At 62.2% G+C, this 25,624-nt stretch carries 19 protein-coding genes, 3 tRNA genes, 3 pseudogenes and 1 riboswitch; of the genes and pseudogenes, 12 read left to right on the top strand and 13 right to left on the bottom strand.

The window, feature by feature from the left end; all coding sequences use genetic code 11:
• The 3 genes and pseudogenes from RIF72_RS18375 to RIF72_RS18365 form a co-directional block, all read left to right on the top strand.
• Positions 1 to 179 (top strand): annotated as a pseudogene (locus RIF72_RS18375) (urocanate hydratase); the annotation flags it as partial.
• Positions 180 to 187: 8 nt separating this feature from the next.
• Entirely contained in the window at positions 188 to 1,780 is a 1,593-nt protein-coding gene (gene hutH, locus RIF72_RS18370; RefSeq protein WP_309076261.1) for a histidine ammonia-lyase, read from the top strand.
• 199 nt (positions 1,781 to 1,979) lie between these two features.
• Positions 1,980 to 2,228 carry a hypothetical protein gene (locus RIF72_RS18365; protein ID WP_309076260.1) on the top strand — a complete coding sequence of 83 codons (249 nt, stop codon included), beginning with the start codon at positions 1,980 to 1,982 and terminating at the stop codon, positions 2,226 to 2,228.
• A gap of 117 nt (positions 2,229 to 2,345) precedes the next feature.
• Here the strand turns inward: RIF72_RS18365 and RIF72_RS18360 are convergent, their stop codons facing one another.
• The 5 genes from RIF72_RS18360 to RIF72_RS18340 form a co-directional block, all read right to left on the bottom strand.
• Positions 2,346 to 2,567 (bottom strand): hypothetical protein, encoded by a 222-nt coding sequence (locus tag RIF72_RS18360; protein ID WP_017198995.1) that lies wholly within the window; start codon positions 2,565 to 2,567, stop codon positions 2,346 to 2,348.
• A 103-nt stretch (positions 2,568 to 2,670) separates the two neighbouring features.
• Entirely contained in the window at positions 2,671 to 7,551 is a 4,881-nt protein-coding gene (locus RIF72_RS18355; RefSeq protein ID WP_309076262.1) for an NAD-glutamate dehydrogenase, read from the bottom strand.
• A 233-nt stretch (positions 7,552 to 7,784) separates the two neighbouring features.
• Complete coding sequence (locus RIF72_RS18350) at positions 7,785 to 8,243, bottom strand: hypothetical protein (protein WP_309076259.1); 459 nt, start codon at positions 8,241 to 8,243, stop codon at positions 7,785 to 7,787.
• Between the two features lie 82 nt (positions 8,244 to 8,325).
• A complete protein-coding gene (gene hutG / locus RIF72_RS18345) occupies positions 8,326 to 9,273 on the bottom strand; it encodes a formimidoylglutamase (RefSeq protein WP_309076258.1) in 948 nt (315 codons plus the stop codon).
• Positions 9,274 to 9,371: 98 nt separating this feature from the next.
• Entirely contained in the window at positions 9,372 to 10,814 is a 1,443-nt protein-coding gene (locus RIF72_RS18340) for an NCS2 family permease (protein ID WP_309076257.1), read from the bottom strand.
• 112 nt (positions 10,815 to 10,926) lie between these two features.
• Between RIF72_RS18340 and RIF72_RS18335 the strand changes: the two genes are divergently transcribed.
• Both RIF72_RS18335 and RIF72_RS18330 read left to right on the top strand, forming a co-directional pair.
• Positions 10,927 to 11,568 (top strand): copper resistance protein CopC, encoded by a 642-nt coding sequence (locus tag RIF72_RS18335; protein ID WP_309076256.1) that lies wholly within the window; start codon positions 10,927 to 10,929, stop codon positions 11,566 to 11,568.
• A gap of 150 nt (positions 11,569 to 11,718) precedes the next feature.
• Positions 11,719 to 11,910: riboswitch (cyclic di-AMP (ydaO/yuaA leader) on the top strand.
• A gap of 3 nt (positions 11,911 to 11,913) precedes the next feature.
• Positions 11,914 to 12,711, top strand: a complete 798-nt coding sequence (locus RIF72_RS18330) for an NlpC/P60 family protein (protein WP_309076255.1) — start codon at positions 11,914 to 11,916, stop codon at positions 12,709 to 12,711.
• 225 nt (positions 12,712 to 12,936) lie between these two features.
• Here the strand turns inward: RIF72_RS18330 and RIF72_RS18325 are convergent, their stop codons facing one another.
• Positions 12,937 to 13,629 (bottom strand): FAD-binding protein, encoded by a 693-nt coding sequence (locus RIF72_RS18325; protein WP_309076254.1) that lies wholly within the window; start codon positions 13,627 to 13,629, stop codon positions 12,937 to 12,939.
• A 416-nt stretch (positions 13,630 to 14,045) separates the two neighbouring features.
• Between RIF72_RS18325 and RIF72_RS18320 the strand changes: the two genes are divergently transcribed.
• Complete coding sequence (locus RIF72_RS18320; protein ID WP_309076253.1) at positions 14,046 to 15,080, top strand: universal stress protein; 1,035 nt, start codon at positions 14,046 to 14,048, stop codon at positions 15,078 to 15,080.
• Positions 15,081 to 15,099: 19 nt separating this feature from the next.
• Positions 15,100 to 17,916, top strand: coding sequence for a PEP/pyruvate-binding domain-containing protein (locus RIF72_RS18315; RefSeq protein WP_309076252.1), 2,817 nt, complete (start codon positions 15,100 to 15,102; stop codon positions 17,914 to 17,916).
• 7 nt (positions 17,917 to 17,923) lie between these two features.
• On the opposite strand, the gene RIF72_RS18310 is transcribed toward RIF72_RS18315, so the two are convergent.
• Both RIF72_RS18310 and RIF72_RS18305 read right to left on the bottom strand, forming a co-directional pair.
• Complete coding sequence (locus RIF72_RS18310; protein WP_309076251.1) at positions 17,924 to 18,844, bottom strand: cation diffusion facilitator family transporter; 921 nt, start codon at positions 18,842 to 18,844, stop codon at positions 17,924 to 17,926.
• A gap of 10 nt (positions 18,845 to 18,854) precedes the next feature.
• Entirely contained in the window at positions 18,855 to 19,355 is a 501-nt protein-coding gene (locus RIF72_RS18305; protein ID WP_309076250.1) for a metallopeptidase family protein, read from the bottom strand.
• Between the two features lie 91 nt (positions 19,356 to 19,446).
• Here RIF72_RS18305 and RIF72_RS18300 point away from each other — a divergent pair, with 91 nt between their 5' ends.
• On the top strand, positions 19,447 to 20,370 hold the full coding sequence (locus RIF72_RS18300) for a carbohydrate kinase (protein ID WP_309076249.1): 924 nt from the start codon (positions 19,447 to 19,449) through the stop codon (positions 20,368 to 20,370).
• Here RIF72_RS18300 and RIF72_RS18295 read toward each other — a convergent pair.
• Positions 20,367 to 21,320 carry a DMT family transporter gene (locus RIF72_RS18295; protein WP_309076248.1) on the bottom strand — a complete coding sequence of 318 codons (954 nt, stop codon included), beginning with the start codon at positions 21,318 to 21,320 and terminating at the stop codon, positions 20,367 to 20,369. The genes RIF72_RS18300 and RIF72_RS18295 overlap by 4 nt on opposite strands.
• Positions 21,321 to 21,579: 259 nt before the next feature.
• Between RIF72_RS18295 and RIF72_RS18290 the strand changes: the two genes are divergently transcribed.
• The 3 genes from RIF72_RS18290 to RIF72_RS18280 all read left to right on the top strand — a co-directional run bounded on the left by RIF72_RS18290 (position 21,580) and on the right by RIF72_RS18280 (position 21,932).
• Positions 21,580 to 21,652, top strand: a tRNA-Glu gene (locus RIF72_RS18290).
• 84 nt (positions 21,653 to 21,736) lie between these two features.
• Positions 21,737 to 21,810 (top strand) — tRNA-Asp (locus RIF72_RS18285).
• Between the two features lie 46 nt (positions 21,811 to 21,856).
• Positions 21,857 to 21,932, top strand: a tRNA-Phe gene (locus RIF72_RS18280).
• A gap of 61 nt (positions 21,933 to 21,993) precedes the next feature.
• Here RIF72_RS18280 and RIF72_RS18275 read toward each other — a convergent pair.
• Positions 21,994 to 22,320 carry a hypothetical protein gene (locus tag RIF72_RS18275; protein ID WP_309076263.1) on the bottom strand — a complete coding sequence of 109 codons (327 nt, stop codon included), beginning with the start codon at positions 22,318 to 22,320 and terminating at the stop codon, positions 21,994 to 21,996.
• 120 nt (positions 22,321 to 22,440) lie between these two features.
• A pseudogene (locus RIF72_RS18270) lies at positions 22,441 to 22,593 on the bottom strand (DUF2510 domain-containing protein); the annotation flags it as partial.
• A 558-nt stretch (positions 22,594 to 23,151) separates the two neighbouring features.
• Here RIF72_RS18270 and RIF72_RS18265 point away from each other — a divergent pair.
• Positions 23,152 to 23,808, top strand: coding sequence for a hypothetical protein (locus RIF72_RS18265; RefSeq protein ID WP_309076247.1), 657 nt, complete (start codon positions 23,152 to 23,154; stop codon positions 23,806 to 23,808).
• Positions 23,809 to 24,073: 265 nt separating this feature from the next.
• On the opposite strand, the gene RIF72_RS18260 is transcribed toward RIF72_RS18265, so the two are convergent.
• Together RIF72_RS18260 and RIF72_RS18255 are read right to left on the bottom strand one after the other, a co-directional pair.
• On the bottom strand, positions 24,074 to 24,862 hold the full coding sequence (locus RIF72_RS18260) for a hypothetical protein (protein WP_309076246.1): 789 nt from the start codon (positions 24,860 to 24,862) through the stop codon (positions 24,074 to 24,076).
• A 507-nt stretch (positions 24,863 to 25,369) separates the two neighbouring features.
• Positions 25,370 to 25,551 (bottom strand): annotated as a pseudogene (locus RIF72_RS18255) (helix-turn-helix domain-containing protein); the annotation flags it as partial.
• Positions 25,552 to 25,624: the final 73 nt, after the last annotated feature.

Genomic DNA, 25,624 nt, shown 5'->3' with positions numbered 1-25,624 from the left:
CCATCCACACCGGGCAGGTTTCGGTCGCTGACGGTACTGACCTGGCAGCCCAGAAACTCGAACGGCTCCTGACCAACGACCCGGGCATGGGCGTCATCCGCCACGTCGACGCCGGCTACGACCGCGCCATCGAGGTAGCCAACGAACGCGGCGTCCGCATCCCCATGAACGAGAAGTAGGCAGCAAAGTGACTATCACAACCCACGAACCCTTGACCGTTACCCTCGGCTCCAGCGGGGTAACTCCGGAAGACGTCGTCGCCGTCGCGCGTCATGACGCCAAGGTGACCATCTCCCCGGAAGCCCTGGACAACGTGGCCAAGGTCCGCGCCCACATTGACGACCTCGCCACCAGCGAGATCCCGGCCTACGGCATTTCCACGGGCTTCGGCGCACTGGCTAACCGCCACATCCCCAACGACCTCCGCACGCAGTTGCAGAAGTCGCTGATCCGCAGCCACGCTGCCGGCATGGGCCCGGCCGTTGAACGCGAAGTGGTCCGTGGCATCATGTTCCTCCGCGCCAAGACCCTGGCATCGGGCCGCACCGGCGTCCGCCCCGTGGTCCTGCAGACCATGGTGGACGTCCTCAACGCCGGCATCACCCCGCTGGTCCGCGAGTTCGGTTCGCTGGGCTGCTCCGGCGACCTCGCTCCGTTGTCCCACTGCGCACTGGTCCTCATGGGCGAAGGCGAAGCAACGGGCCCCGACGGCGAACTGTACGGAACCGCCGGCAAGGCGCCTGTCGCTGAACTGCTCGCGCAGCACGGCATCGAGCCGGTCACGCTGGCCGAGAAAGAGGGCCTGGCCCTGGTCAACGGCACCGAAGGCATGCTCGGCATGCTCCTGATGGCCATCGCCGACATCCGTTTGCTGCTTGCGACGGCGGACGTCACCGCGGCGCTCAGCGTCGAGGCGCTGCTCGGCACGGACCAGGTATTCCTCCCGGAGCTCCACGCAGCACTGCGTCCCCACCCGGGCCAGGCTGCCAGCGCTGACAACATGCTGCGCGTGCTGTCCAATTCGCCCATCGTCGCGTCCCACCGGATCAACGACACCAAGGTGCAGGACGCCTACTCGCTGCGCTGCGCCCCGCAGGTTGCCGGCGCCGTCCGCGACACCGTGGACCACGCCGCGCTGGTGGCTTCCCGCGAACTCGCAGCAGCCATTGACAATCCGGTGGTGCTGCCCGACGGCCGCGTCACGTCCAACGGCAACTTCCACGGCGCCCCCGTGGCCTACGTCCTGGACTTCCTGGCCATTGCGGTGGCGGACCTCAGCTCCATCGCCGAGCGCCGCACCGACCGCATGCTTGATCCGGCCCGCTCGCACGGACTCCCGGCCTTCCTCGCCGGGGACCCCGGTGTCGATTCCGGTCTCATGATCGCCCAGTACACGCAGGCAGGCCTGGTTTCGGACAACAAGCGCCTCGCCGTTCCGGCGTCGGTGGACTCCATCCCGAGCTCCGCAATGCAGGAAGACCACGTGTCCATGGGCTGGCACGCTGCCCGGAAGCTGCGCAAGGCTGTGGAGAACCTCCGCCGCGTGCTCGCCGTCGAGCTTGTCACCAGCGCGCGCGCCATCGACATGCGTACGCAGATGTCCGACGGCGAACTCACCCCGGGACCGGCTGGCACGGCCGTGCTTGAGGTGCTTCGTGAAGTGGTCCAAGGCCCGGGCAGCGACAGGTTCCTGTCGCCGGAACTGGAAGCAGCTGACCGTTTGGTTGGCTCCGGCGCGGTCCGTGCGGCCGCCGAATCCGCCGTCGGGATTTTGGCCTGACGTCGAATAAAACGCTCATTTGATGGGCTTGTTTGTCACGCCCCGGTCTTTGTTCGCAATGCAAGCACCGGGGCGTGGCAAATGTAGTAGAACTTATGGTGTACGTCACGTCCACGCCAACGATGTCGTGGGCCTGACGGTCAACCGTTCACACAACTCAATACACAACAGAGAACATCCACAAAGGGGTAGAAGTTCAATGAAGGCACGCGGAGCAGTCCTGTCCAGGCGAAGCGCTCACACGGCTACGGTTACAGACTGGAAGACGCTGAAAGTTGGCGAGCGGGTGGAAGTGGTCAAATACGCCCACGTGATCGCCGCCGGCCGGATCGAGGAAGTTTCCCGAAGCGGAAACGTTGTATGGCTTGAGCACTTGGGGTCGGGCGTTACCGAAGAGGGCAAGGAACTGTTCATGAAGTCCGACGGCGTCACTATCCGCCGGGCGTAGGCACCCAACTGAGTCGCAGTTCAGGTCGTTCTGAGGGCTCAGAACGACCTGAACTGCGACCTACTTGGGTTGGTAGTTGTTTTTGTTCGCTGCCGTGAGTGCTGCCAGGTGTGGCAGTCAGGCAGCGAGTACTTCCCGGGTCTGACCGAAGGGAACGGATTCGTCCAGAGCCACAGTGTAGGTGCCGGGCTCGTGCCGGGTCACCAGGATGCCGCAGTTAGCGTCTGCTGCTGCGTTTTCGATCAGGGCATCCACGGCGCGGTCGAGTCCGTCGTGGATCTCGTCTGCCTTGGAAAAGGACAGGCGAATTTCGCGTTCTGCAATCATTGCAGGGGTCATTTGGGGGCCTCCTATTACTTGCCGCATGCGAGGGCGACCCATCAAGCATAGGGGTTGGGCGTCAGATATTTGTAAGATGACCGGCAGGCCAGTGATCCGGGTCTCATCGGCGAACCATGGCGCGGAGTAGTTTTACTGCCACCGAAAGTGCGGCAATATCCACCGGACCTGGCTTGATGGCTTCCTGGATGGTCTCCTGGACGCGCGCCAGCTGTTCGATGTTTCCGTGCTCCCAATCCATGATCCGTTCTTCGGGATCGGCCACTGAAGCAGAGGCTCGTGCGGTATGCCTGACCACGGCCTTGGTCATGTCAGCCAGCACCAGATACATGTCGTCCCTTAGCGCAGCCCTCGCCAACGACTCCCAGTGGGTGTCGCGCGGGAGCATGGTGATGTGCTCCAGCAATGGGATGGCGGAGATCCGTTCAAACACAGCGAAGTACACCTCCGCCACACCCTCTGCCGGCTCCTGCAGTTCCTCGGCAATGGCTGAAATGTCCAGCAGGCCATAGCTGACCAGGAGTTCTGAAGCGCGGATCCCCAAAGGGCGGGGCAACCCCACGGCGTCAGTGTGGGCAAGGCGCTTCAGGGAGTGCGCCAGATTGATGCCATGCAGCAACCCGGTGAAATTGGCACGCATCAGGGACATGGGGTGCTCCAACCGGGCCAAGGCATCAGCGATAGGTTTGTCGCGGAAGTCGTGGGTCACGTACCAGCGCACGGACCGGTCCAACAGGCGCCGCACGTCCAGGGCTACAGCTGCGCCATGCTCGCTGGGTGTGCTGGCCGGCAGTTGGGCGATTGCTTGGGTGACCGAGTCCAGATCCCAGATTTTCCGCATCACCACGAAGGCGCGGGCCACTGCAGCCGCTGACACCGTGGTCTCTTCCATGGCGCGGAAAGCGAAGGCAATACCACCCATATTGATCATGTCGTTGGCCACCACCGTGGCAACGATTTCCCGGCGGAGCGGATGGGTGGACAGATGTTCGCCGAACCGCTCCGAGACCTGTTTGGGGAAGTAGTCGCGGAGCGTCTGCGAGAACCATGGATCGTCAGCAAGGCCGCCCTCCGTGAGTTCCCGGGCCAACTCGATCTTCGCGTAGGCGGCCAGCACTGCGAGTTCGGGAGTGGTCAATCCCTTGCCCGTGAGGACTCGGGCCTGCAGTTCCTCGTTGCTCGGGAGAAACTCCAATCCCCGGTCCAGGCCCGTGACGGACTCCAGCCAGTCCATGGTCCTTTCGAAGCTCGGGCTCCATTCGACGGCAAGCTGTTTGTCATTCAGAAGCAGGACGTTTTGGTCATCGTTGGTCTTGAGCACCAGACGCCCCACTTCGCCCTGCAGGGAATGAAGGAGGGCCGTCCGTTCCGCCGCGGACATCCTGCCCGCGGCGATCATACGGTCCAGGAAGATCTTGATGTTGACCTCGTGGTCCGAGCAGTCCACTCCCGCCGAGTTATCGATCGCATCCGTGTTCACCAGGATGCCCGCCAGGGCCGCCTCAATCCTGCCTCGCTGCGTGACACCGAGGTTGCCGCCTTCGACGATGATGTGGGCGCGGAGCTGGTTGCCATTGACGCGGATGGCGTCGTTCGCTTTATCCCCAACGTCGGCGCTGGACTCCATGGATGCCTTGACGTAGGTACCAATTCCGCCGTTGTACAGGAGGTCCACCGGGGCAACGAGGATTGCCTTAAGAAGCTCCTGCGGGCTCATGGCCAGCTGCCCCTTCGGATCGGCGCCATCCGCCAATCCGGCAGATTCTTCCAAACCCAGCGCGACCCTGACCTCGTCGGTGATCAGGATGGATTTGTCCGTGCGTGCAAAGATGCCGCCTCCGTCGCTCAGTTTGCTGCGATCGTAGTCAGCCCAGCTGGAACGGGGGAGTTTGAAAAGACGTTCCCGCTCAGCGTAGGACTCGAGAGGGTCTGGTGTGGGGTCAAGGAAGATGTGCCGGTGATCGAACGCGGCCACCAGCTTGATGTGGTTGGAGAGGAGCATGCCGTTGCCGAAAACATCGCCGCTCATGTCACCGATGCCCACCACCGTGAAGTCCTCGGCTCGGGAATCGATCATGAGTTCACTGAAATGGTGCCGCACCGATGCCCAAGCACCGCGGGCGGTAATGCCCATCTGCTTATGGTCATAGCCCACGGACCCACCGGAAGCGAAGGCGTCCCCGAGCCAGAAACCGTACTCGCCTGCGAGGGCATTCGCGATGTCCGAGAAGGCGGCTGTTCCCTTATCCGCGGCGACAACCAAGTAGTAGTCGTCCCGATCGTGCCGCACCACGCGAGGTGGCGCCACGACGCGACCGTTGGTGCCGCCGTCGGGATCCGGTACGAGGTTGTCCGTGATGTCCAGCAGCCCGCGGATGAAAGTCCGATAGCTTGCCTGGCCCTCTGCAAGCCAGGCAGCTCGGTCCTCCGCCGGGTCGGGGAGCCGCTTGGGGAAGAAGCCGCCTTTGGCTCCGGTGGGAACGATCACCGCGTTCTTCACTGTTTGTGCCTTCACCAGCCCAAGGATCTCCGTGCGGAAGTCCTCGCGCCTGTCCGACCATCGGAGTCCTCCGCGGGCTATCGGCCCGAAGCGCAGGTGGACCCCTTCAACCCGGGGCGAGTAGACCCAGATTTCGAATGTTGGCCGGGGCGCTGGTGCTGCCGAGATCTTGGACGGATTGAGTTTGAAGCTGGTGTACGGCTTGTCCAAGTAGAAATTTGTACGCAGTGTGGCTTCGACCAGGCTGGACAGTGTCCGGAGGAGGCGGTCTGCGTCAAGGACGGGGATAGCGTCGATCGCTCGGCCAAGTCTGGACCGGGCCGCGTGGATTGCCTGCGTCCGGTGGCTCAGTTCGCTGCCGCCTTCCTCGAAAACGTCACTTCCGGACTGCACCGCGGTACGGTTGTTGAGCTCTGGATCGAACAGGTCTGGCGCATAGTTGTCCGGGTTGAACTTCGCCTCGAAGAGCTCCAGCAACGCGTGCGTTGACTCCGTGTTCTCCTTTAGCGTGTCCGCGATAAAACCGTACGAGTTGGTGCTCCCCAGTTGTCGTAAGTACTTGGCATAGGCGCGCAGGATGGCCACCCTCCGCCAGTCGATGCCTTCCCTGATGACAAGGGCATCAAATGCGTCCGACTCCGCGTCGCCGCGCACGGCGGCGCAGAACGCGCCGGCCAGCAGCTCGCCCGTTGTCAGAGGGTCCACACCGCGCGGATACTTGAGCCCGAGGTCGTATAGAAAGAACTGCCGGCCGTCCCCACGCTGCACGTCGAACGGACGCTGGTCCAGGACCTTCAACCCAAGGTTGTGGAAGAACGGCAGGATCTGGGTGAGGCTCTGGGGGCGGGTCAAGTACAGCCGGATGCGGGCATCCTCCGTGAGGACTGCAGTTCCCGGGCGCTTGTAGACCGTCAGCAAAGGATCGGTTTCCTCGCTTTCGCCGGGTGGAAAGCTCTCGAATTTGGTGATGTCCTCAACAGCGTCCTCCACCTCGTAATCGGCCTTGTAACTGGCAGGGAACGCGGCAGCCCACTGTCGGGACAGCCGGGCTGCCTCATCGGAGGGATACCGCGCTTGCAGCGCCTCGGCCAAGCCCTGCGCCCACGTCCTGGTAGCTGCGATGATCCGCGGCTCCAGGACCGAGGCATCAACGACGCCGGAAGCGCCCTGGTGCGACGACGTCGCCTGAGGCAAAAGGATGCGGAAAAAGACGCGCGCCATGGCGGATTCGCCCAAACGGAGCTCGAACTCAATGGAGTCCGAGCCGAAGGCCTCACGAAGTTCACGTTCGATGGTGAGCCTGACTGCGGTGTTGTAACGACGACGGGGCAGGAACACGAGCGCCGTCATGAACCGCCCGTAGGAGTCCGGACGAAGGAACAGCCGCGTGCTGTGGCGCTCCTGGAGGCGCAGGATCTCACGGGCATGGGTGGCCAACTGCTCTGCATCAATATGGAAAAGTTCGTCCCTCGGATACGACTCCATGACAGCCAGGAGCTCCTTGCCGTGATGCGAACTTGGCGGGTAGCCAAACGATTGCAGCACTTCGTTCACGGTGTCGCGGATGACGGGAGTCTCCAGAGCTGAACGGGACGTGGAGCTCGGGGAGAAAAGGCCCACAAATGTTTGCTCGCGGACCGCCGTCCCGGCCGTGGCGATGCTTATTTCGTCGAGGTACGCGCGACGCAGGACCGTAGAGCGCTGCGTGGACTTGGTGAGGGTGAGGAGGTGGGCGTGCGCCGCCTCCTCATTTCTGTAGGGCACCTCCGATGAATCCCGCAGTATGCCAAGCCCACGATGCCCGCGGTATCCAAGGAACACAAAGTTCCCTTCGCCGAGCCACTCCAGCAGTTCCTGCGCCTCCTTGGATTCGGAGCCCGACTGTCCGGGCTCGCCCAATGCCCTGACCGCGCTTGCCAGTTCCTGATGGATTGCTTCGGAGTCCTCCGCTGCTGACCGGACATCCTGCAGGACTCCATGGAGGCGCACAACAAGAAGCTCTGTCGCCGCCGCGTCCGGCAGCCGTGGGATCTCGATCGCCATCCAAGCCTCGGCGAGCGGTCCGCCGTCGTAATCACTTTGTTGGGTGGGCGGGCGCGGACTGTTGCCGGCCGCGGAAGGTTCGACGCCGGTGGGCAACCCCGTGCGGTGCGGTGCCCTGTGGATTTCGGTCAGGCGGCGAGTGACGGGGTCACGTTCGACACTGAAGGTTGGGTGGGCCAGGAGCCGGAGGGAAGCGGTGTCCCGGGCGATCTCTGCGGTGACGGAGGGGAGAAGGTAAGGCATGTCGTCGGTGACGATCGCAACCACGCTGGTATCGGCCTCGTGGAGGACCCCGATCACCGCCTGGCCCGGCTCACGCCGTTCAGCCAACGACCGGTGGTAGCGGGCACGTTCCAGCAGTGTTTCGGAGGTGTAGTTGCGGACGTCGTCCTGGGACACATGCTCGTAGTAGTCGGTCAGGAATCCGTCCGCCGGCTCCATCCTGGGTGACATTTCCGTGCGCCTCCGCTGCGCAATGGAGCGGCCGTGTGATGCGGCCGGGCGAAGTCCCTGCGCCTCACTTCATGCTCCCGCGAGGTGGCATTTAATGCCAATGTTTGAGGGAAACATTGGCATTAAATGCCACCTCGCGGGAGGTTTGCGCCCCCAAGACGTGGTGGCGGGATTCGAACCCGCGTGCGCTGCTTCGCAGGGCTACGTGTGGTTTCGTCGGGCTACGCTGTGTGGCTTTCCGTTGCCGTCGATGACGCACGTCCTGCAAGCTTCATCACTCCGGAGGCGGTCAAGAGTGTGAGGATGGCCGCGGCCATGTGCGTGTACAGCAGGAGGTGAACGGAGCCGCCACTGGCTACTGCCCTTGCCGGCGTGTCCCCCAAGACCGGGCCGCCGTGCAAGTGATCCAGGAACCCGTTGCCGGGAAAGTACCCACCAAAGGCGTCAAAACCCAGGTGCAGCAACTGCTGGGCAAGACCGGACAGCAGCAGCAACAACAGGGGTCCGTGCACCCAGCGGGTAACGAGTTGGGCCGCCAGACAGGACAGTGCGGCGAAGCCCAGAAGGACGGGGACGGCGGGAATGCTGCCACCAGCCAGCATGTGCGCGGCCAATCCAAGGGCCACTGCTGCCAGCCCTGCAACCCAAGCCCACTTCTCCTGCACAAGAGGTGTGCGCATCGCTGTCCTTTCCTCCACACAGGCTATGTGGAGGAATGTATCCATGAACAGGGCCTTCCAAACCCGTCTACGCCAAAAGCGTCTACGCCAGGAGCGTGTTGATCAGCCGCGCGGCAACCTTCGCGGTCCGGGAATCGATGTCGAACTCCGGATTCAGCTCTGCCACGTCCAGGTGCAGCAACTTTCCGCTGGTAGCGACTTGCCTGCAAATCGCACTGATCACCGGCAGCGGCACACCGTATGCAGCGGGCGCGCTCACCCCGGGTGCCACCGACGCCGGCATCACGTCCAGATCGATGGTCAGGTATAATACGTCCACTCCGGCCAGGAAGTCCGCAATAAAGACCTCCACTGCTTCCGGAGTGCACTGCTCATCAAGCAGGTATTTCACACCCAAACGTTCGGCGGTGTTGAAGAGAGTCCGTGTGTTGTTCGGTTCCGAGATGCCGACGACGGCGTACTGCAGTTCACGCCCCACGGCAGCTTCCGCTTGGGCCATCTGCAGGAAGGGCGTCCCTGAGCTGGGCGTCGGTTCATCCCGCAGGTCAAAGTGGGCGTCCAGGTTCAGCACACCCAGTCGCTTGCCACGAACCGCTGCAGAACCAGCCACGCCCAAGTAGCTGGCGAAGGCGGTCTCATGGCCGCCGCCCAGCACCACGGTGAGGTTCCCGGCGTCGAGCAGTCCCGAGATGGCGCGTCCGGCGCGCTCTTGGCCCGCCTCCAGTGAGTCGTCCTCCACAACCACATCACCGGCGTCGAACACGTCACGATCATGGTGGAAGGCCAGCGATCCCAGCGCAGAGCGGATGGCGGCGGGAGCGGCAGCAGCGCCTACGCGCCCCTGGTTCCGGAGGACGCCGGCGTCGCTGCAAAAGCCAAGCACGACGGCGGGTCGCGAGGCTGCTTCGGAGGCAGACACCTCGTGGGGTGCTACTGCTTGCCACCACCGCCGGTGTTCATCGCCATCGCCATCAAAACGACCCGTCCAGGGGGCAGGCGCGACATCTACGGTGAAGGGGCTGGTTTCCATGCTTCAAGCACACCGGACATGGGACCCCAAAACCAGCCATTCCGTCACGGGGGTGTCTGAAACCCCGGACTCCTGCTCGGAGCCACCTCAGCGAGGAGCTACTTAACGCCCAACAACTCCTCCACAGTTCCGATGCCGAAGAACAGCAGGAACGCGCCTGCCACAGCCCACATCAAGGGGTGGACTTCGCGGGCGCGGCCCTGGAACGTGCGGATCAGGACATAGGAGATGAAACCGGCGCCGAGGCCGTTGGCAATTGAATAGGTGAACGGCATGAGGGCGATGGTCAGGAACGCGGGAATTCCGACGCCCCAGTCCTGCCAATCGATCTTGCCCACCTGGGAGACCATCATGAAGCCCACGACCACCAGGGCGGGGGCCACGGCCTCGAACGGCACCAGGTTGATGAGCGGCGTGAAGAACATGGCCACAAGGAAGAGGACACCGGTGACGATCGAGGCGAGGCCGGTTCGGGCGCCTTCGCCAATGCCGGCGCCGGACTCGACGAAGATCTGGTTGGAGGAAACGGAGGCTCCGCCGCCCACGATTGCACCGAGTGCATCAACCTGAAGGACACGGTCAACGTTGGGGATGTTGCCGTCTTTGTCCACGGTTCCGGCCTCGTTGGCCAAGCCAACCATGGTGCCCATGGCGTCGAAGAAGATGCTCAGGAGGATCACGAATGCCAGCAAAGCCGCGGCGATGAAGCCGAGGTGTTCAAAAGCACCGAAGGGGTTGGCTTTGCCGATGAGGGACAGATCGGGGGCGCCCCATTCGGTGAGCTTGGGCGCCACCAGGGACCAGCCGCGGGGGTTGACGTTGGTTCCGTCGAAGCTTGGGCCGATGTGCAGCGTAAATTCGAGGATGGCGGCCAGCGCGGTGGAGACGACGATGCCGATCAGGATGGCGCCGCGGACCTTTCGGACCACCAGGGCGATGGTCAGGATCAAGCCCACTGCGAAAACGAGTGTCGGCCAGCCCATGAGCTTCCCGTCGACGCCCAGGCCCAGGGGAACGGTGGTGCCGGCGGCATCGGGGATGCGGCGGACAAAACCGGCGTTGACCAGGCCAATGAGTGCGATGAAGAGGCCGATGCCCACAACAATGGCCGTCTTCAGGGCCTCCGGAACCGCCTTGAACACGGCTGTCCGGAAACCGGTCAGCACCAGGATGAGCATGGTGACGCCCGATAGCACTACGAGCCCCATCATGTCCGGCCACGTCAGCCCGGGGTGGGAAGCCACTGTGACTGCGACGAAGGCGTTGACGCCCAAGCCTGTTGCCACGGCAAACGGATGTTTGGCCCATGCACCCATAAGTATGGTCAAGATGCCGGCAACGAACGCCGTGGTGGCTGCCACAGCCGTGAAGCCCAGCGACACTCCACTGGAGTCGGGTCCGGAGAGGATCAGCGGGTTCAGCACCACGATGTAGCTCATGGCGAAGAAGGTCGCGAAGCCGCCACGGATTTCCCGCGAATACGTGGATCCACGTTCGGAGATTTTGAAGTAGCGGTCGATTGCAGAACCTTGTTTCAGCATGAAGGTCTCCGAGGATCGAGGGGAGTTTGCTCTCAAATCCTATGTTGTCCTGTGGGCACTCTGAACGATTCGCCTAGTCTGTAAGGAAGCCAACACTAGGAGAAACCGCCCCATGCGTACCATCCGCCCGCTTCTGGCCGCCGTCGTCGCTGCCCTCGCTTTCGCGTCCGCCTTGCTGTTTTCCGCGGCTCCGGCGTCCGCGCACGACGTCGCCGAGTCAACCGCGCCAGCAAACGGTGCCAGCGTGGCGGAAGTCCCGGCGTCGGTCTCCATCACGTTCAACAACCGCCCGCTCGCGATCGGTTCCGGTGTAACCGTGACGGCCGGCGGTGAGAACTGGGCGGACGGTCCGGTGGAAATCATTGACAACCAAGCCGTCCAAAAGCTTCGCGAGGGCGCTCCTGCTGGTGAATACACGGTGGTATGGCGCGTAGTCAGCTCGGATTCGCACCCCATTGAGGGCACCTTCACGTTCACAGCCACCGCGGAAAGCACGACGACGGCGACTGGCCCGGTTGGTGCCACGCCGTCGGTGTCGGCGCCGTCAGCCGCAGTACCTACGGCGGGCACCGCAGCGCCCGCAGCGCCGGGAACGGGCAGCAGCGAGCCGGCCGCTGACGCCTCCCAACCCTTCCCTTGGAGCATTGTCGGGCTGGCTGCTGTTGCTGTGGGCCTCGTTGTTTACCTTGCTGTTACCGCACGGAAGAAACTTGCAGCTTCCAACAGCCCTGAAGGCGATACTCCCGCGGAATAACGCGGTTTTCTACGTACCTGCGAATATCTCGAAACGGACACTGCGACACGCCAGAAGCCCACTTCCCGTTACTTAAATGTGACTTCGGCCGAATCATCGCGTACGGTAGTACCTGTGCCTGTTCCACGTAGCGGGCACTTCCGGCCTGATTGCCTAGCTCTGCCGCAGTCCGGAATCCGTTCGCAGACAAACCTACGGCAGAGACGGGGAACCCAATTTAGGCCGCTTTCGAGCGTGCCTTGGGGTGAAGTCACGAAGCTTCCGCTGAACAGCGGGGGATAGTGGCCGGGTGACTCCCATCCGAATCCGACAGCTAACCTCGCAGGCATCGGGAGAGGCTCTTTCATGTCTTCACGCATTCTTCGCGGCCGTCGTAAGGCGGACAGCGTACGTCCTAATCCGTTCATCTCCATCTCGAAGGCAGTAGCCAGCAACGCTTCCGGCGCTGGCCGCCAGGCAGCTGTAATCGCAGCAGCCTCGGGCCTCGTTTTGACCGGCTCCATTGCTGCTCACGCAGCTGAGGCTCCGGTTCAGCGCGACTCCAGCCCCGCAACGGTCGCAGAGACCGTTTCCGAGGCACCCACCAAGGTTGTTACCGCTCTGGCAACGGCTACCGTCAACTTCGAGCGTCCGGCCGTTGCTTCCGTAGCAGCTCCGGTTATCGAAAAGCCGGCTCCCGTTGTTGAGGCTCCTGTGGTCCAGAAGGCAGCAGTCACCACTGCTGCTGCAACAGCTCCTGTCGCCGCCCAGGCTGCGGTTGCTGCTGCTCCTGTGGCTGCCGCACCGGCTGCCCCTGCTCCTGTAGCTGCTGCTCCCGCCGTTGGCGGCGTCAACGCAGCCATGGTTGCTTCGGCTTACGCACAGATCGGCGTCTTCCAGGACTGCACCGCCATGGTCGAGAAGGCTCTCGGCTCCGCGGGCATCCCCGTAGGCGACCTCGGTCCCATGCAGTTCATGAACTACGGCAAGGTCGTTAGCGATCCCCAGCCCGGTGACATGATCGTCCAGTCCGGCCACGTTGCTATCTACATCGGCAACGGCCAGGCAATCAGCGGTGGCATCAACGGCAACCAGACGGGCATCCACCCGATCAGCTGGTTGACCGCAACGGGTCCCCTGACCTACGTACGCGCTGGCGCATAAAGCCTCACGCTTCAGTTCAAAGGCCGGTGCCTTCAAAGACTAATGTCTTTGGAGGTGCCGGCCTTTGGCGTTAAGTTCTGTTTGTTAATGTTCAGCGGGGAAAGAATGTTCAGCGGGGAACGTTCGACGGCGGGTCGATAGTCGCGTGGGCGGCGGGGCCCGTGTGGGCTAGTGGGCCTTTGGGCGTCGTCCCTAGGCGTAATGCCCTAGGTGAGGGCGATGCCCCTAGGCGAGGGCGATGCCCGGACCTGCGGGCAGGGCTACCTTTGAAGAGATGGCTTGGCCCACTGCCTTGGCTTGGCGGAGCACTTCCTTGGGAGACGGGGTGATAAGGTCCCCAACGCCCACCAGGTGCATCCCTACCGCACGCATGGCGGCCGCGAAGTTCTGGCCAACTGCTATTCCAAGTTCGGAGAGCATGCGGCGCAGCTGGCTTTGGGCGCAGCGCGTCACTACTACGTGGTCTGCCAAGAGAACGCCGTTGGCGGTGTGGACTGCCCACTGGCGTGGAGTGGACTCGAAGGGGCCTGATACGTGGAGGCCCGTTCTCAGGCCCGCTGTGGTCATGCTGGCGGCTGGCCCGTATCCGATTTGCCGGGAGGGGTCTGAGCCCAGGAAATCAAGACGGACGGCGCGGGTGGTGTTGCGGACGTCCAGTTGGTGGTTGGCGGCGTAGTTCCGCAGGTGTCGGAGGATCTCGTTGCGTTCCTGCATGGCTGCAGGATCGGCCACCTCGGTGCGTTGAATCATGCCTGTATGGACGGAAGGACCGGTGGTGGACAACGCACCAAACCCGTCCACGACGATTGAGCCCACGCCATAGCGGCTGAGTTCGCTGGCAACTGCCAAGCCGGACAGGCCGGCTCCGATGACCACGGTGGTGGTGCGCTCCGTGCCGGAATCAGGCGTGAGTGACACTGCTTGGTTCCTCCTTGACGTGTGTGCCTTACGGCATCGCGTGGGATCGCGTCCGAGTTCCCCAAGCGGCCGCAAATAAATGGCCGGAGTGTGCTGTGAAACACGTTGGCCGGCCATTCGGTGACTCGAACACTACCGAACTTTTTCGGCCATGGATAGCCTCCGCGACTGCGCGTTTTGTGTGTTCGTCCGGAGCGCAATGTGGAAGGCCGGGAACCGAGCCCGGACCGTTATGCACATAGCCTAATGTCGCCTTGATTCGGTCCTGCCGACCGAGAATAGTTGGCATTGGGAGGAGAAATTTCCCGGTTTCTCCTGCTCCGGCCATTGACAATGAAACAGCGAGGGAATCCGACGCGGAGAACCTCTGGCAGAATAGCCGGAACATCAAGCAGTAGGTGGAGAGGCAGGCCCCCATGGACCAGCACGGCAGACACAGTGAAGAGCCCCAGGACGGTCAGGATCAGGCCGTGGAACCAGGTGGCATCGTGGTGGGAGTGGACGGTTCAGAGCATGGTCAGTGTGCTTTGGTTTGGGCCGCGCGGGAGGCTGAACGTCGGCAACTTCCCTTGCATATTGTCACGGCATACTCTGTGCCGATCTTCGCCGCGTCCGGGCTGGATGGCGGCTACGCAACAGTCGATGATTCCGTGATTCGCGAAGGCGCGGATGCGATCGTTCGGCAGGCTCTGGACAAGGTGTCCGGATATGCCATCGATGTCGACGCATCCGTGGAGAACGGCGACGCCGCCGGTGTCCTGTTGGATCTCTCCAGCGAAGCCGCCCTCCTTGTCTTCGGGAGCCGGGGTCGCGGCGGATTTGTTGGGCGTTTGCTTGGCTCGGTCAGCAGCGCCTTGCCCGCCCACGCCAAATGCCCCACGGTGACAGTCCCGCTCTACTGTGCCGACCGCCTTGGTGAAAGCACTGAGGACAAACACATCAAGGCTGAACATGCCAAGGCAGGCCCACGTACTGTGGAAAACGTAGTTGCCGTAGGCGTGGACGGTTCCGAGCAGGCCCGTGTGGCCGTGCTCGAAGCTGCCGAGCAGGCACAGCGCATGGGTGCCAAACTCCGGGTGATTTGTGCTGTGCCGCAGTACAGCGGCTCCCTGGCATGGGTTCCGGCACCTTTGGACCGGGATGCCTTGTTTGCGGATATCAAAGTCCAGCTGGACGCCGGGGCTGATTGGCTCAGAAGCCACTTCCCTTCGCTGCCCATGGAAACGGAACTCCGGGATGGGTCCCCCGTTGATGTTCTGGTGGAAACCAGCCGCAGCGTCGAGCTGGTGGTTCTGGGTACACGGGGCCGTGGCGGCTTCGCGGGGATGCTGTTGGGTTCCACATCGGACGGAGTCCTGCACCACTCCAAGGGGCCGGTAATGGTTGTTCCGGACCGTGAGGATCCCCGGCTCGCTGACCGTCAAAAGTTTGGGCCTATGCTCGGCGCTTAAGCCCGGGCCTGTTACGTCCATGGACAAGAAGCGGCCCGGGGAGCCGTCACAGGATCAAGACGAGGGGCTTGGCACGTCCGGTCCGCAGTTGGTTCTGGACATCGCCGAAATCCGGGGAACCATGCTTCCCAGCGTCGGAGGCAAGGCCGCCAACTTGGGCGAACTGGCCAAAGCTGGCCTGCCCGTGCCTGGCGGTTTCTGCCTCACAACTGCCGCATACCGGCAGGCTCTCTCGGCTGTGGGCCTGGAGTCTGTCCTTGCGGCTTTGGATGAGGCCAGCGCCTCCGGCACCAGCGCCTCCGGGATGGACGCCTCCGACACCAGCGCCTCCGGCATGGGCGCCTCCGGCATGGACCAGCTCAATGAGCTTGCCGCCCGCGCCCGGTCCTTGGTCCTCGACGCCGGGGTGCCCGATGGGATCGCCGAAGCCGTACGGTCTGCCTATGAAGATTTGGGGGACAACGTACCTGTTGCGGTGAGGTCGTCGGCCACTGCAGAGGACTTGCCGTTCGCCAGCTTCGCCGGACAGCAGGACACCTTCCTGAACGTGGTTGGCGTTGACTCCGTCCTTGATGCCGTGAGCCGCTGCTGGGCATCGCTGTGGACAGATCGTGCAGTGAACTACCGGACCACAAATGGGATCGACCACGGAACTGTGTCCCTCGCTGTGGTCGTGCAGGAAATGGTGAATGCCGTCACCGCGGGTGTTATGTTCACCGCCAACCCGGTGACGGGGAATCGCCATGAGACCGTCATTGATGCCAGTCCTGGCTTAGGGGAGGCCGTGGTTTCGGGCGCTGTGAATCCGGATCATTACGTTGTGGACGCTCATCGCGGTGCCATTGCGGAAAGGGCCGTGGGGGATAGGCAAGTGGAGATCCGTGCCAAGCCCGGCGGCGGCACGGAACGCTTGGAACTCCCCAGTCAACCAGGAATTGAGGAACCGCAGCCCTGCCTCAGTGACCGTCAGGTCCTCGAGCTTGCCAAGCTGGGCCTGGAGGTCCAAGAGCATTACCGCGCTCCGCAAGACACCGAATGGGCAACCGACGACAACGGAAAGTTGTGGCTTACGCAAGCCAGGCCCATCACCACGCTGTACCCGCAAACCACACGCACGCCCCCGGCCCCCGGCGAGCACGGGTTCCTGAACTTCAGCCTCGCTCAGGGCCTCACCAGGCCTCTGACGCCCATGGGGTTGGCCGGTATCAGGCTGATAGCCTCAAGTGTCGCCAAAACGGCGGCTTTCGACGTTCCCGATCCCCGGTCAGGGCCGCCTGCCTATTACGAGGCCGGACAACGAATCTTCTTCGACTTCACCGCGGTGCTGCGAAGCCGGGTGGGCCGGACAATCGTGCCACGGGTTTTTGACCTGATGGAAGCCCGCTCCGCAGCCATCATGCGTGGACTCTTCGACGACCCGCGCTTCGCTGTGACTATCAAGACACCCAGGAAGCTGATCCGCCATGTCGCCCCGGTGGCGGCTAAGTACCGTGTCCCGGAGTCATTGTTCCGCGGTCTGTTTCGTCCAAGCTCAGCAATGCGGCGTGTGGAGCGGCTCAGCACGGAGTTACGCAGCACCTTCTCCGTCCCCAGTGGAGCCACACCCCACCAGCGGCTCGGTCACGTCCAGAGAATCCTGGGAGAGGAAGTGTTCGCGACGGTTCCGCAGGTGTTGCCCCTTCCTGCGCTCGGCTTCGCGATGTTGGCACTGGTGAGGCGGATTCTTGGTGACCAAGCGCCCTACAGCGAGCTGCAAACAGTAGTCCGTGGCCTACCTAACAACGTCACCACGGAGATGGACTTGGCTTTGTGGCAGGTCGCCTCTGAAATTCGTGAGGATCCGGCCGCCGTTGCTTCCATGGTTGGCCGAACGCCGGCAGAGCTGGTGGAACAGTATCGGGCAGCCAAGCTGCCGGCAGCTGCGCAGACCGGTCTTGAGAGGTTCCTGGGGAAATATGGACACAGGGCGGTTGCAGAGATCGACCTTGGCATGCCCCGCTGGTCCGATGACCCTACGCACATACTTGGTGTCATAGCCAATTATTTGAGGCTCTCCGACGGCGCCGAAGCTCCCGACCAACAGTTCACGCAATCAGCACTCGACGCCGATGAACAAGTAGCGCGTTTCGTGGCCCGCGCCAGGGCGAAGAGTCCGTTGCACGCGGTGATCGTGAGACTTGCTTTGGACCGAACACGGCGCTTCGCCGGGTTGCGGGAGTTGCCCAAGTACAACCTGGTTTTGGGGCTGTCAGCTGCGAGGAAGCAGTTGCTCCTGATCGGGAACGAGCTTGTGGCAGCGCATCGGATCGAGCGTGCTGAGGACATCTTCTTCCTGGACCTCGACGACGTCGAGATCGCCTTGGCCGGAGAGGATCTCCACGAGGTCGTTGCTGAACGTCGTGCTGCTTACCACCAGGAACTCCGCCGCAGGCACATTCCCAGGGTGTTGTTGTCAGACGGGACTGAACCTGAGGCTAGGCCCGGACGGAACGAAGGCAAGCAGCGCCCCGGCACGTTGTCCGGCAGTCCGGCGTCGGCAGGTCTGGTGTCTGCTCCTGCGCGCGTCATCATGGATCCGGTTGGCGCCCACTTGGAACCAGGAGAAATCTTGGTGGCACCGTCAACGGACCCTGGGTGGACGCCGCTGTTCCTCACTGCCGGTGGGCTGGTCATGGAGATGGGAGGAGCCAACTCGCACGGAGCTGTGGTGGCCCGTGAGTACGGTATACCTGCTGTGGTGGGCGTCCCGGACGCGACATCGCGCATCAGCACGGGCCAGCACATCACGGTGGACGGCGCTGCCGGGACCATCACCACCGAAAACTCCGGGCAGTGAAACAGTCTCAGGCGTGCTGGTGTGACTCGTGCTCGGAGTGGCTCACCGGCTCCAACTGGAAAGTGCAATGCTCAGTGTCGAAGTGCCGGCCAAGGCAAGAGCCCAGCTGATCCAGGATGTTGTCCGCCCCGCTGGCATTGAGGACCGCGTCCTCCACCACCACGTGCGCTGAGAACACCGGAACGCCGGATGTAATGGTCCAGATGTGGATGTCGTGGGCATCCACCACACCGTCCACGGCAATGATGTGCTCCCGGATCATGTTCACATCAACGCCCTTGGGTGTGGCTTCCAAAAGCACATCCACAACGTCGCGCAGCAGATGCCAGGCCCTCGGAATGATCATGAGGGCAATCAGCACGGACGCCAGTGGGTCGGCAGCGCTGAATCCCGTGGTCATGATCACCACAGCCGCAACGATGACGGCGATGGAGCCAAGGAGGTCACCGAGGACTTCAAGGTAGGCTCCGCGGACATTGAGGCTTTCCTTCTGGGCTCCTTGGAGGATCAGCAAGGAAACGAGGTTGGCCACAGCACCCAGAATGGCGGCCCACAGCATGACGTCCGTTTGGATTTCGGTTGGCTCGCCAAAGCGGCGGATGGCTTCGATCATGATCACCACGGCGATGACGATCAGGATCAGGGCGTTGGCCAAGGCAGCCAGAACCTCGGCCCTTTGGTAGCCGTAGGTTCGCTGGTCGCTCGCGGGCCGGGTGGCAATCCACGCCGCCATGAGGGCAATGAACACACCTGCCGCGTCAGAGAGCATGTGTCCGGCGTCGGCCAGCAGGGCCAAGGATCCGGACACGACGGCGCCAACCACCTGAATGCCCACCACCCCTAAGGTGATGGCGAGGACGGCAATAAGCCGCTTCCGGTGCTTGCCGGTTGCTGTGACTCCGTGGGAGTGGTTGTGGTCGTGCCCCATGCCTATAAGGCTAGCCCCAGCCGAGCTCATGCAAGCGGTCGTCGTCTATTCCGAAGTGATGCGCAATCTCGTGGACCACCGTGATGGCCACCTCATCAATGACTTCTTCACGGGTGCTGCAGATGTTCAGGATGGGTTGGCGGAAGATCGTAATCCGGTCGGGAAGGGAACCTGCTTCCCACCAGGAATCGCGTTCGGTCAGCGGAACTCCCTCGTAGAGTCCCAGGAGTACGGTGTCCGGATCTTCGCCTGGCTGTGGCGTGTAGTCGTCCTCGATGAAGATCGCCACGTTATCCATTGCGCTGGCCGCTTTGGGCGGGATCAACTGCAGGGCGTCGCTGACGGCTTCTTCAAAATCTTCGGGCGACATCTCGTAAGGCCCCGAAATATGGGCCTCCTCCACCGGGGCATGCTCAAGAGGACTGTGCACCGCATTCCGTTCCCGTAGCGGCGACGAAGGGCGCTCGCCGTCGGGAACTATTGGCAGGCCGGGAGGAAGATTCGCGGGCATGATTCGACTTTAGTCCGCCTTGGCATCATTGGCGCGGTGTGTGATGGGAGATACTGAACTCAATCCTCTTTTCAACAGACACAGGAACCGCATGACCGGCACCGCTTCCCTCGCACCTGAGCCCCTCGACGTCGTCGTTGTGGGTGAGGCATTGATCGACATCGTCCAGTCGGCTGACGGGCAGAAGGAGTACCCGGGCGGATCGCCGGCCAACGTCGCTTACGGCTTGGGCCTTCTGGACGTGAAAACGGGCCTGCTGACGGCCATAGGCCGGGACGAGCGCGGCGATGCCATCGCCGCGCATCTGCAGCGCGCAGGTGTGGTCCTGCTGCCCGGATCCATGTCGGCAGGAAAAACCGCGACGGCGACCGCCCGGATAACTGCCGACGGTTCGGCCGATTACACCTTCGACATTGACTGGGCACTGGCTCCACTTGCCCTGCCGTACGCTCCAAGGATCCTGCACACGGGCTCCATCGCGACGTTCCTGGAGCCGGGCGCAAGTGTTGTGAGGAGTTTGCTGGAGCAGGCGCAGGGCGGATGCATGGTCACGTACGACCCCAATATCCGCCCCGACCTCCTTGGAAGCCACCACGAGGCTCTGTCCCTGTTCGAGGAGATGGTGCCGCTGACCGACGTCGTAAAAATGAGTGGCTCGGACGCCCGCTGGCTGTACCCCGGCAAGTCGTTGGAGGATACGGCGAACCACCTCTTGGCCCTTGGTACGGGGCTGGCTGTGGTGACTCAAGGAGTCAAGGGAGCGCTCATGGCAACCACGCACATCCACATCAACATCCCGGCCGTCCCGGCTACCGTGGCAGACACCATCGGCGCCGGTGATTCCTTCACGGCTGCGCTCATCATGGGGCTGCTCTTGCGGGGCAGCGATGGAATGGCGCCCACTGTGTTGGAACGGATCGGCACCATCGCATCCATGGCCGCCTCAATTGCTGTTGGCCGCTCGGGCGCCAACCCTCCCACGCACCGTGAACTTCTGGTGGGCATGGCCCGTTAGTGGCGGAGTTGGCGGGTCCGGCGCCGGGTCAAACCGACGCCGACCAGGCAGATGACGCCGCCGATCAGTCCCCAGATGGTTGGTACTTCCTGAAGCACCGCCCAGGAAATCAAAATGGTGGTGCCTGGAACCAGGTACGTAGTGGCAGCCAGTTTTCCGGCCGAGATCAGGGATAGCGCGTAGGCCCACGTGGTGAAGGCGATGGCCGTCGGGAAGATCCCCAAGTAGACCAAGCCAAGCGTGGCGGGGAGGGGCGCCGCTTGGACTTCGGAGATGAGCTGACCGGTCCACGGCAAGCAGCAGATCGCGCCCACCATGATGCCGAACCATGTCGCTTGGCCTGCCGTGAACTTCCGGAGCACGGGTTTCTGCAGGATTGCGCTCACCGAGGCGAGTACAGCGGCAAGCAAGCACAACAGCACGCCGGCCACGTCCGCCGTCGACCGCTGTCCGGAACCCAAGGCGATCATCGCAACGCCGCAGAACGCCACTCCGCTGCCGATCAGAAGCCACCGGGGGAAGCCCTCTTTGAGGAAGACACCCGCAAGTATGGCGATGAGGATGGGGGAGACGTTGATGAGCATGGCGCTGGTGCCGGCGTCGAGCATGTGCTCCGCGGCGTTCAGCGCCACGTTGTAGCCGCCGAACCACATCACCCCGTATGCCACGATCGGGAACCACTCGCGGCCGCTCGGCCAGACCTTCAGCGTCGGCAGCACCACGATTCCAAGCACGACGGCGGCAACCGCCAACCGTCCGAGCGTCAAGGAACCGGGGGAGAAGCTGGGGCCGACGGCACGGATGCCCACGAAAGCCGAGGCCCACAGGACGACCGTGATGATGACGGCAGCGATGCCGAGCTTGCTGATGGCTGGTCCCGGCGCGGGGGTGGTGCGCGGGGGCAGGCCCGGGGAAGGCTGGCCGGGTTCGGCCGGGGTGGTGGTTGTCATGAGCCAAATCTATCCGTCGGGGGCCGGGCGCGGCTGGCGGTTTTCGGACGCGTCAGGACAAGATCCTGCCAATGTTCGGCTGGCACCCTCGATGGGGCCCGTCGAGGGCCCAGATCTGTGGTCCGGGACACCATGCAGACCTCGATTTGGGAATATCGCCATCTATGCTCTAAAGTTTTAGAGTCCAGTTCGGACGAGCGAGACACGGAAAGAACGCGTAAAGCGTCCCTTTTCTTTGCGAAATCCGAATTGAGTTCAGGCCCCCATCGTCTAGCGGCCTAGGACACCGCCCTTTCACGGCGGCGGCACGGGTTCGAATCCCGTTGGGGGTACGCAAGGAAGTGGTAAACCGGGTGAAAAAAGTCTGGTAAGCTAGAAGCCTTGAAAAAAACGCGGTAGAGATACTGCAAACGCAAGGCCCTGTAGCGCAGTTGGTTAGCGCGCCGCCCTGTCACGGCGGAGGTCGCGGGTTCAAGTCCCGTCAGGGTCGCTCTGAGCGCCGAAGAAATTCGGTTCTCAAGGTGACATGTCACCTAGGCTCTGTAGCTCAGTTGGTAGAGCGTTCGACTGAAAATCGAAAGGTCACCGGATCGACGCCGGTCGGAGCCACCACTGGGAAGCATCAGTTCTTCGGAACTGGTGCTTTTCTTCTTTAACGCGGCTGGTCCCGGGCTCAGCTGTAGTTGGTGACCACGTTTACTATGCTCAAGCCAATGGCGATCATGATCGGCGCGATGGAACTGCGGGGTACAACTTTGCGGACGACCACCGTCCGCCCGATGACGTAGATGTTTGGGAGAAACCCCCAGGCCCAGTGGAAGGGGCGCACGACGCCAAGGCGTTTGAGTCTGCGCCGGTCCAGGTAGGCCATCACGACATTGGCCGCGCACGTGGGCAATGCGACACCGCCAACGATTAGATCACCAAGGCTAAGTTCGAGATCGGGATCAGCGAGCTGGGCTCCGTCGGGTCCGATGGCGTAGCCATGAAGAGACTTCACCACAATGTCCAAAATGAGAAACAAGGCAGATAGCCACAGCAGCGCCCACAGAAAAGGCGTAGATGTGGGCGTCCCTGGGGGCAAGAGGGGCCTGTCTTTCGATCCTTCTGCGGGCAAGTCGGTTAACTGGTCTGTCCAGGCGGCACCGTCCCACCAACGAAGCCTCATCGTTCCGGCTGGGTCCGCGTACCAGCCAGATGGCGCGGTCACGTGGTTAAGTGGCTGACTAATGGTTCTTCCTCCAAGAATCGTGTGACGGTCTCCCTGGACCATACCCGACGCATTCGCCAGCAGCTCCACGAGACTGTATACGGACTATTTCATGCCGGCGGTCAATGCTTTGCGGCGCAGCGCAGTGACGTTCGAATGTGTTGGAAAGGTAATGCTTTTGAGACACCGACATGGCGGGGATCGGGACCCTGTTTCATGCGAAGGTTTCAGGTCTTTCGTTGTCTTGTTAAGTCGTCCGACTATGGAGTGTCTCAAGCTCCATAGTCGTTGGGCTTTTCAGGGCAGAAGTCATGTACGTTTTGCGGAGATCTTGCGAGCCTTTCCGCTTCGATCTGTCGGCCGTGAGCAATCATCCTTGCGGAGGCCAAAGAGGTACAGTCGCCCCTCCGCCAGGTATGCCGCCACCCACGGCTTGAATTGACCTCCTGAGACGTGTTTTGGCTTTGGATAAAGTGTTCCCGGGAAGACAGCACGCTTCGTAGCTACTGTTATTGCTGAATGACAGTGAAGAAAGTAGATGAATCTTGAGAGCTCGGCCGTCATCAAATTTGTTCACTGCCGGCCGGAGGGGGGGGCTGGCTCCATCGACAACGGACTTGGGTGATCCGGGTCGTTGGTACATTCATCGCATTAGCTGTTGTGGCGGTCCCGGCCGTCGGCCTTTTCCCGTCGCTCCAATTTGGTGACAGTTACCTCAAACTTCTCATTGCTGCTGCGGTTGCGGTCGCCGTGCTCGCTGGTTCATGGGCCATTCTGATACACGGTGACCTGAAACAGCGAAGCGACTACGGAGTCGCGCTGGTCATAGCCCTCTCGTTGTTGGCCTTGGCGGAAATGGCCCACGCGCTCTACGGACCAGACTGGATCTGGGCAAAGACGTGCGCCAACGCCCCGGCGGCAGCCTACTTCGCTGAGTGCTCCGAAGCCGCCGATATATTTCGCTATAACCACAACGCCGCGACGCTGGATCAGATTACCGCGGTCCTTGCGGTCAGCCAGATCGTCCCAATGCTTTCCATCCTCAAAGACGCTGTCTATTGCTGGCTTAATCCCACTCCCTGGAATGAACTCCGCAAAGATGAACCTGACGCAAACAGCATCAGGAGAGCGAATGTGAAACGTGGCAGAATCCCAAACAGTTCGTCCCGGCGCGCGATGCAACGGAGGTCATCGCCCCTCCTTGGATCCAGCTCGACAGCATCACGTCGCCTTGGAGCTTCCTCGGGATCCCGGGCAGTCAAAAACGACCGTTTCTGACGGCATGCTGGTACTGCCGCCGAAACCTGGCGGAAAGTGGTTCTAAAGTGGGTTGTGAATGTTGGCGATAAATGGCGCTGTTCTTGCGCCGCTCCTTGTCGCCCTCGAATCATTCTCCCAGGGCTAGTGCGGGCCAGCAGGCATCCTCCTTCGGCGCCGGCTCGAACTCGCCTCGAAACCCAGCTTTTCGAGAATCAGAGGCTTTGAGACACCCCGGTGAGTTCAGAGAAGGAGTCGGAGACCGCTGGCCTATCGGATCACCTGGTCACTTGAAGGACCCTAACACGATCGAGTCGAAAACGGCGCGCGCCTCTCTCATCAGCTCCGGATTGATCGATTCGTCGATATAGCGCACCGCAACGACAGCCCGCCGGCCCTCCAAGTCGACCACCCGGTAGGTCTCGTGTTCATTCTGAGTCGAGTACCAGTGTGTGCAGTGGTACATCATTTCTGAGTGGATGCAGAACTTGCCGCTGTCGCAGGCTGTGATGTCCACGTCGCCCTCGACGGAGTGGTCGAACTCGAAGCCGGGGTGATCGCCCACCATGACCTTGACAGGAGGAGTGCTTGCCGTTGGCGACTGCGCCGCCATAGCCCTAGTGAAGGCCTCGACCGCAGGACCGACATCGGCAAGGGCCCCCCTCCAGTTGCATGCGTCCATCGACACATAGAACGCGGACCCAAGGGTCAGGTAGACGGCCCATTCAGCCGGGTGATCCGGGTCATCCTTGCCCAGGCTGTTGCCGTCGAGAGCAGACCAGCCGCTTGGAACGGTGATCTGGAAAGGCTCCTTGTAGCCGTCGACGGGGACTAGATATGTGTCGGCGTCGATATCGCCACTCTTCGGCAGCGGCGGGACCGTGCGAGGGTCGCGACTCTCAGGCAGCGGTGGGACCGTGCGAACCTCCGTCATCGGAGAACTGGCAGACGGCAGGGAGGCGTCGTAAGACTCATACTCGCACCCACCGAGACATCCAATCAGTGCGATAGTCACCAAGGGCAAGAGATGGCGCGACCGCTGAGCGGCATTTTCTATGGGTGTCGTAGAACTCATTGATCAACCAAGCCACTACAAGCTGCTGTGAGGCCCCGCAGCCGGGTGGCCTCGCAGGCGGTCCAAGATGGGATGCCGTCGTCTCAAGTCTCCTCCGGCAGAGAACCCGTGACAATGAAGAGTTGGATGGAAATGACTTTCGACTCATGCACCCCCCGCAATGACAGGAGCGCCCTGAAGCAGTGGCGAGGAAACGCCAAAATTGCGGCAGCTTTCACCGCCCGGGTCTAACCAGCCAATGAGATCTGGCGGTAGCTTACGTCTCGACCTTGGGATACGAGACGTCTTACTGGCTCTGTCCCGTAAGGTCCTGATCCGTGAAATTGTCATTTTCAGAAGCTGACTGCACTGAAATCACCGTGGTTATGGGAGTAGTGCAGTCGACTATGGGCACACCGGTGTCCGAAGTCCTATGCACAATGCGTCTCTTTGTTCGGGAGTCGGCTGCAGTAGAGCGCTAAGGGGCGTGTGGCGGGGGCACGATGCGCCGGCTCACTGGCCGCAAAGTCACGAGGATGAAGCGGCGCGTTGAATGGCCCGGTAGACGGTGGAACGGGCGACGCCGAAGAGTTCTGCGATTTCGGTGGTGGTGTGCGCCCCATCCCGATGCAGCCTGACGAGGTGGGTTTCCTGGGCTTTCGAGAGAGCTTGGGTTGTTTCCCTCGGAGCCGCCCTTTGGACTTGGCTACAGTTCTTGACGTTGATCTTCCCGTCCGTGGTGCCGGGACGGACGATGACCACGTTCGATACCGCGTCTCCGGG

Origin of the sequence: Paenarthrobacter sp. (assembly GCF_031180005.1) — a bacterium.
Lineage (GTDB): Bacteria > Actinomycetota > Actinomycetes > Actinomycetales > Micrococcaceae > Arthrobacter.
Note: the sequence above shows the minus strand (reverse complement) of the source record. Positions and strands in the feature narration are given on the sequence as shown.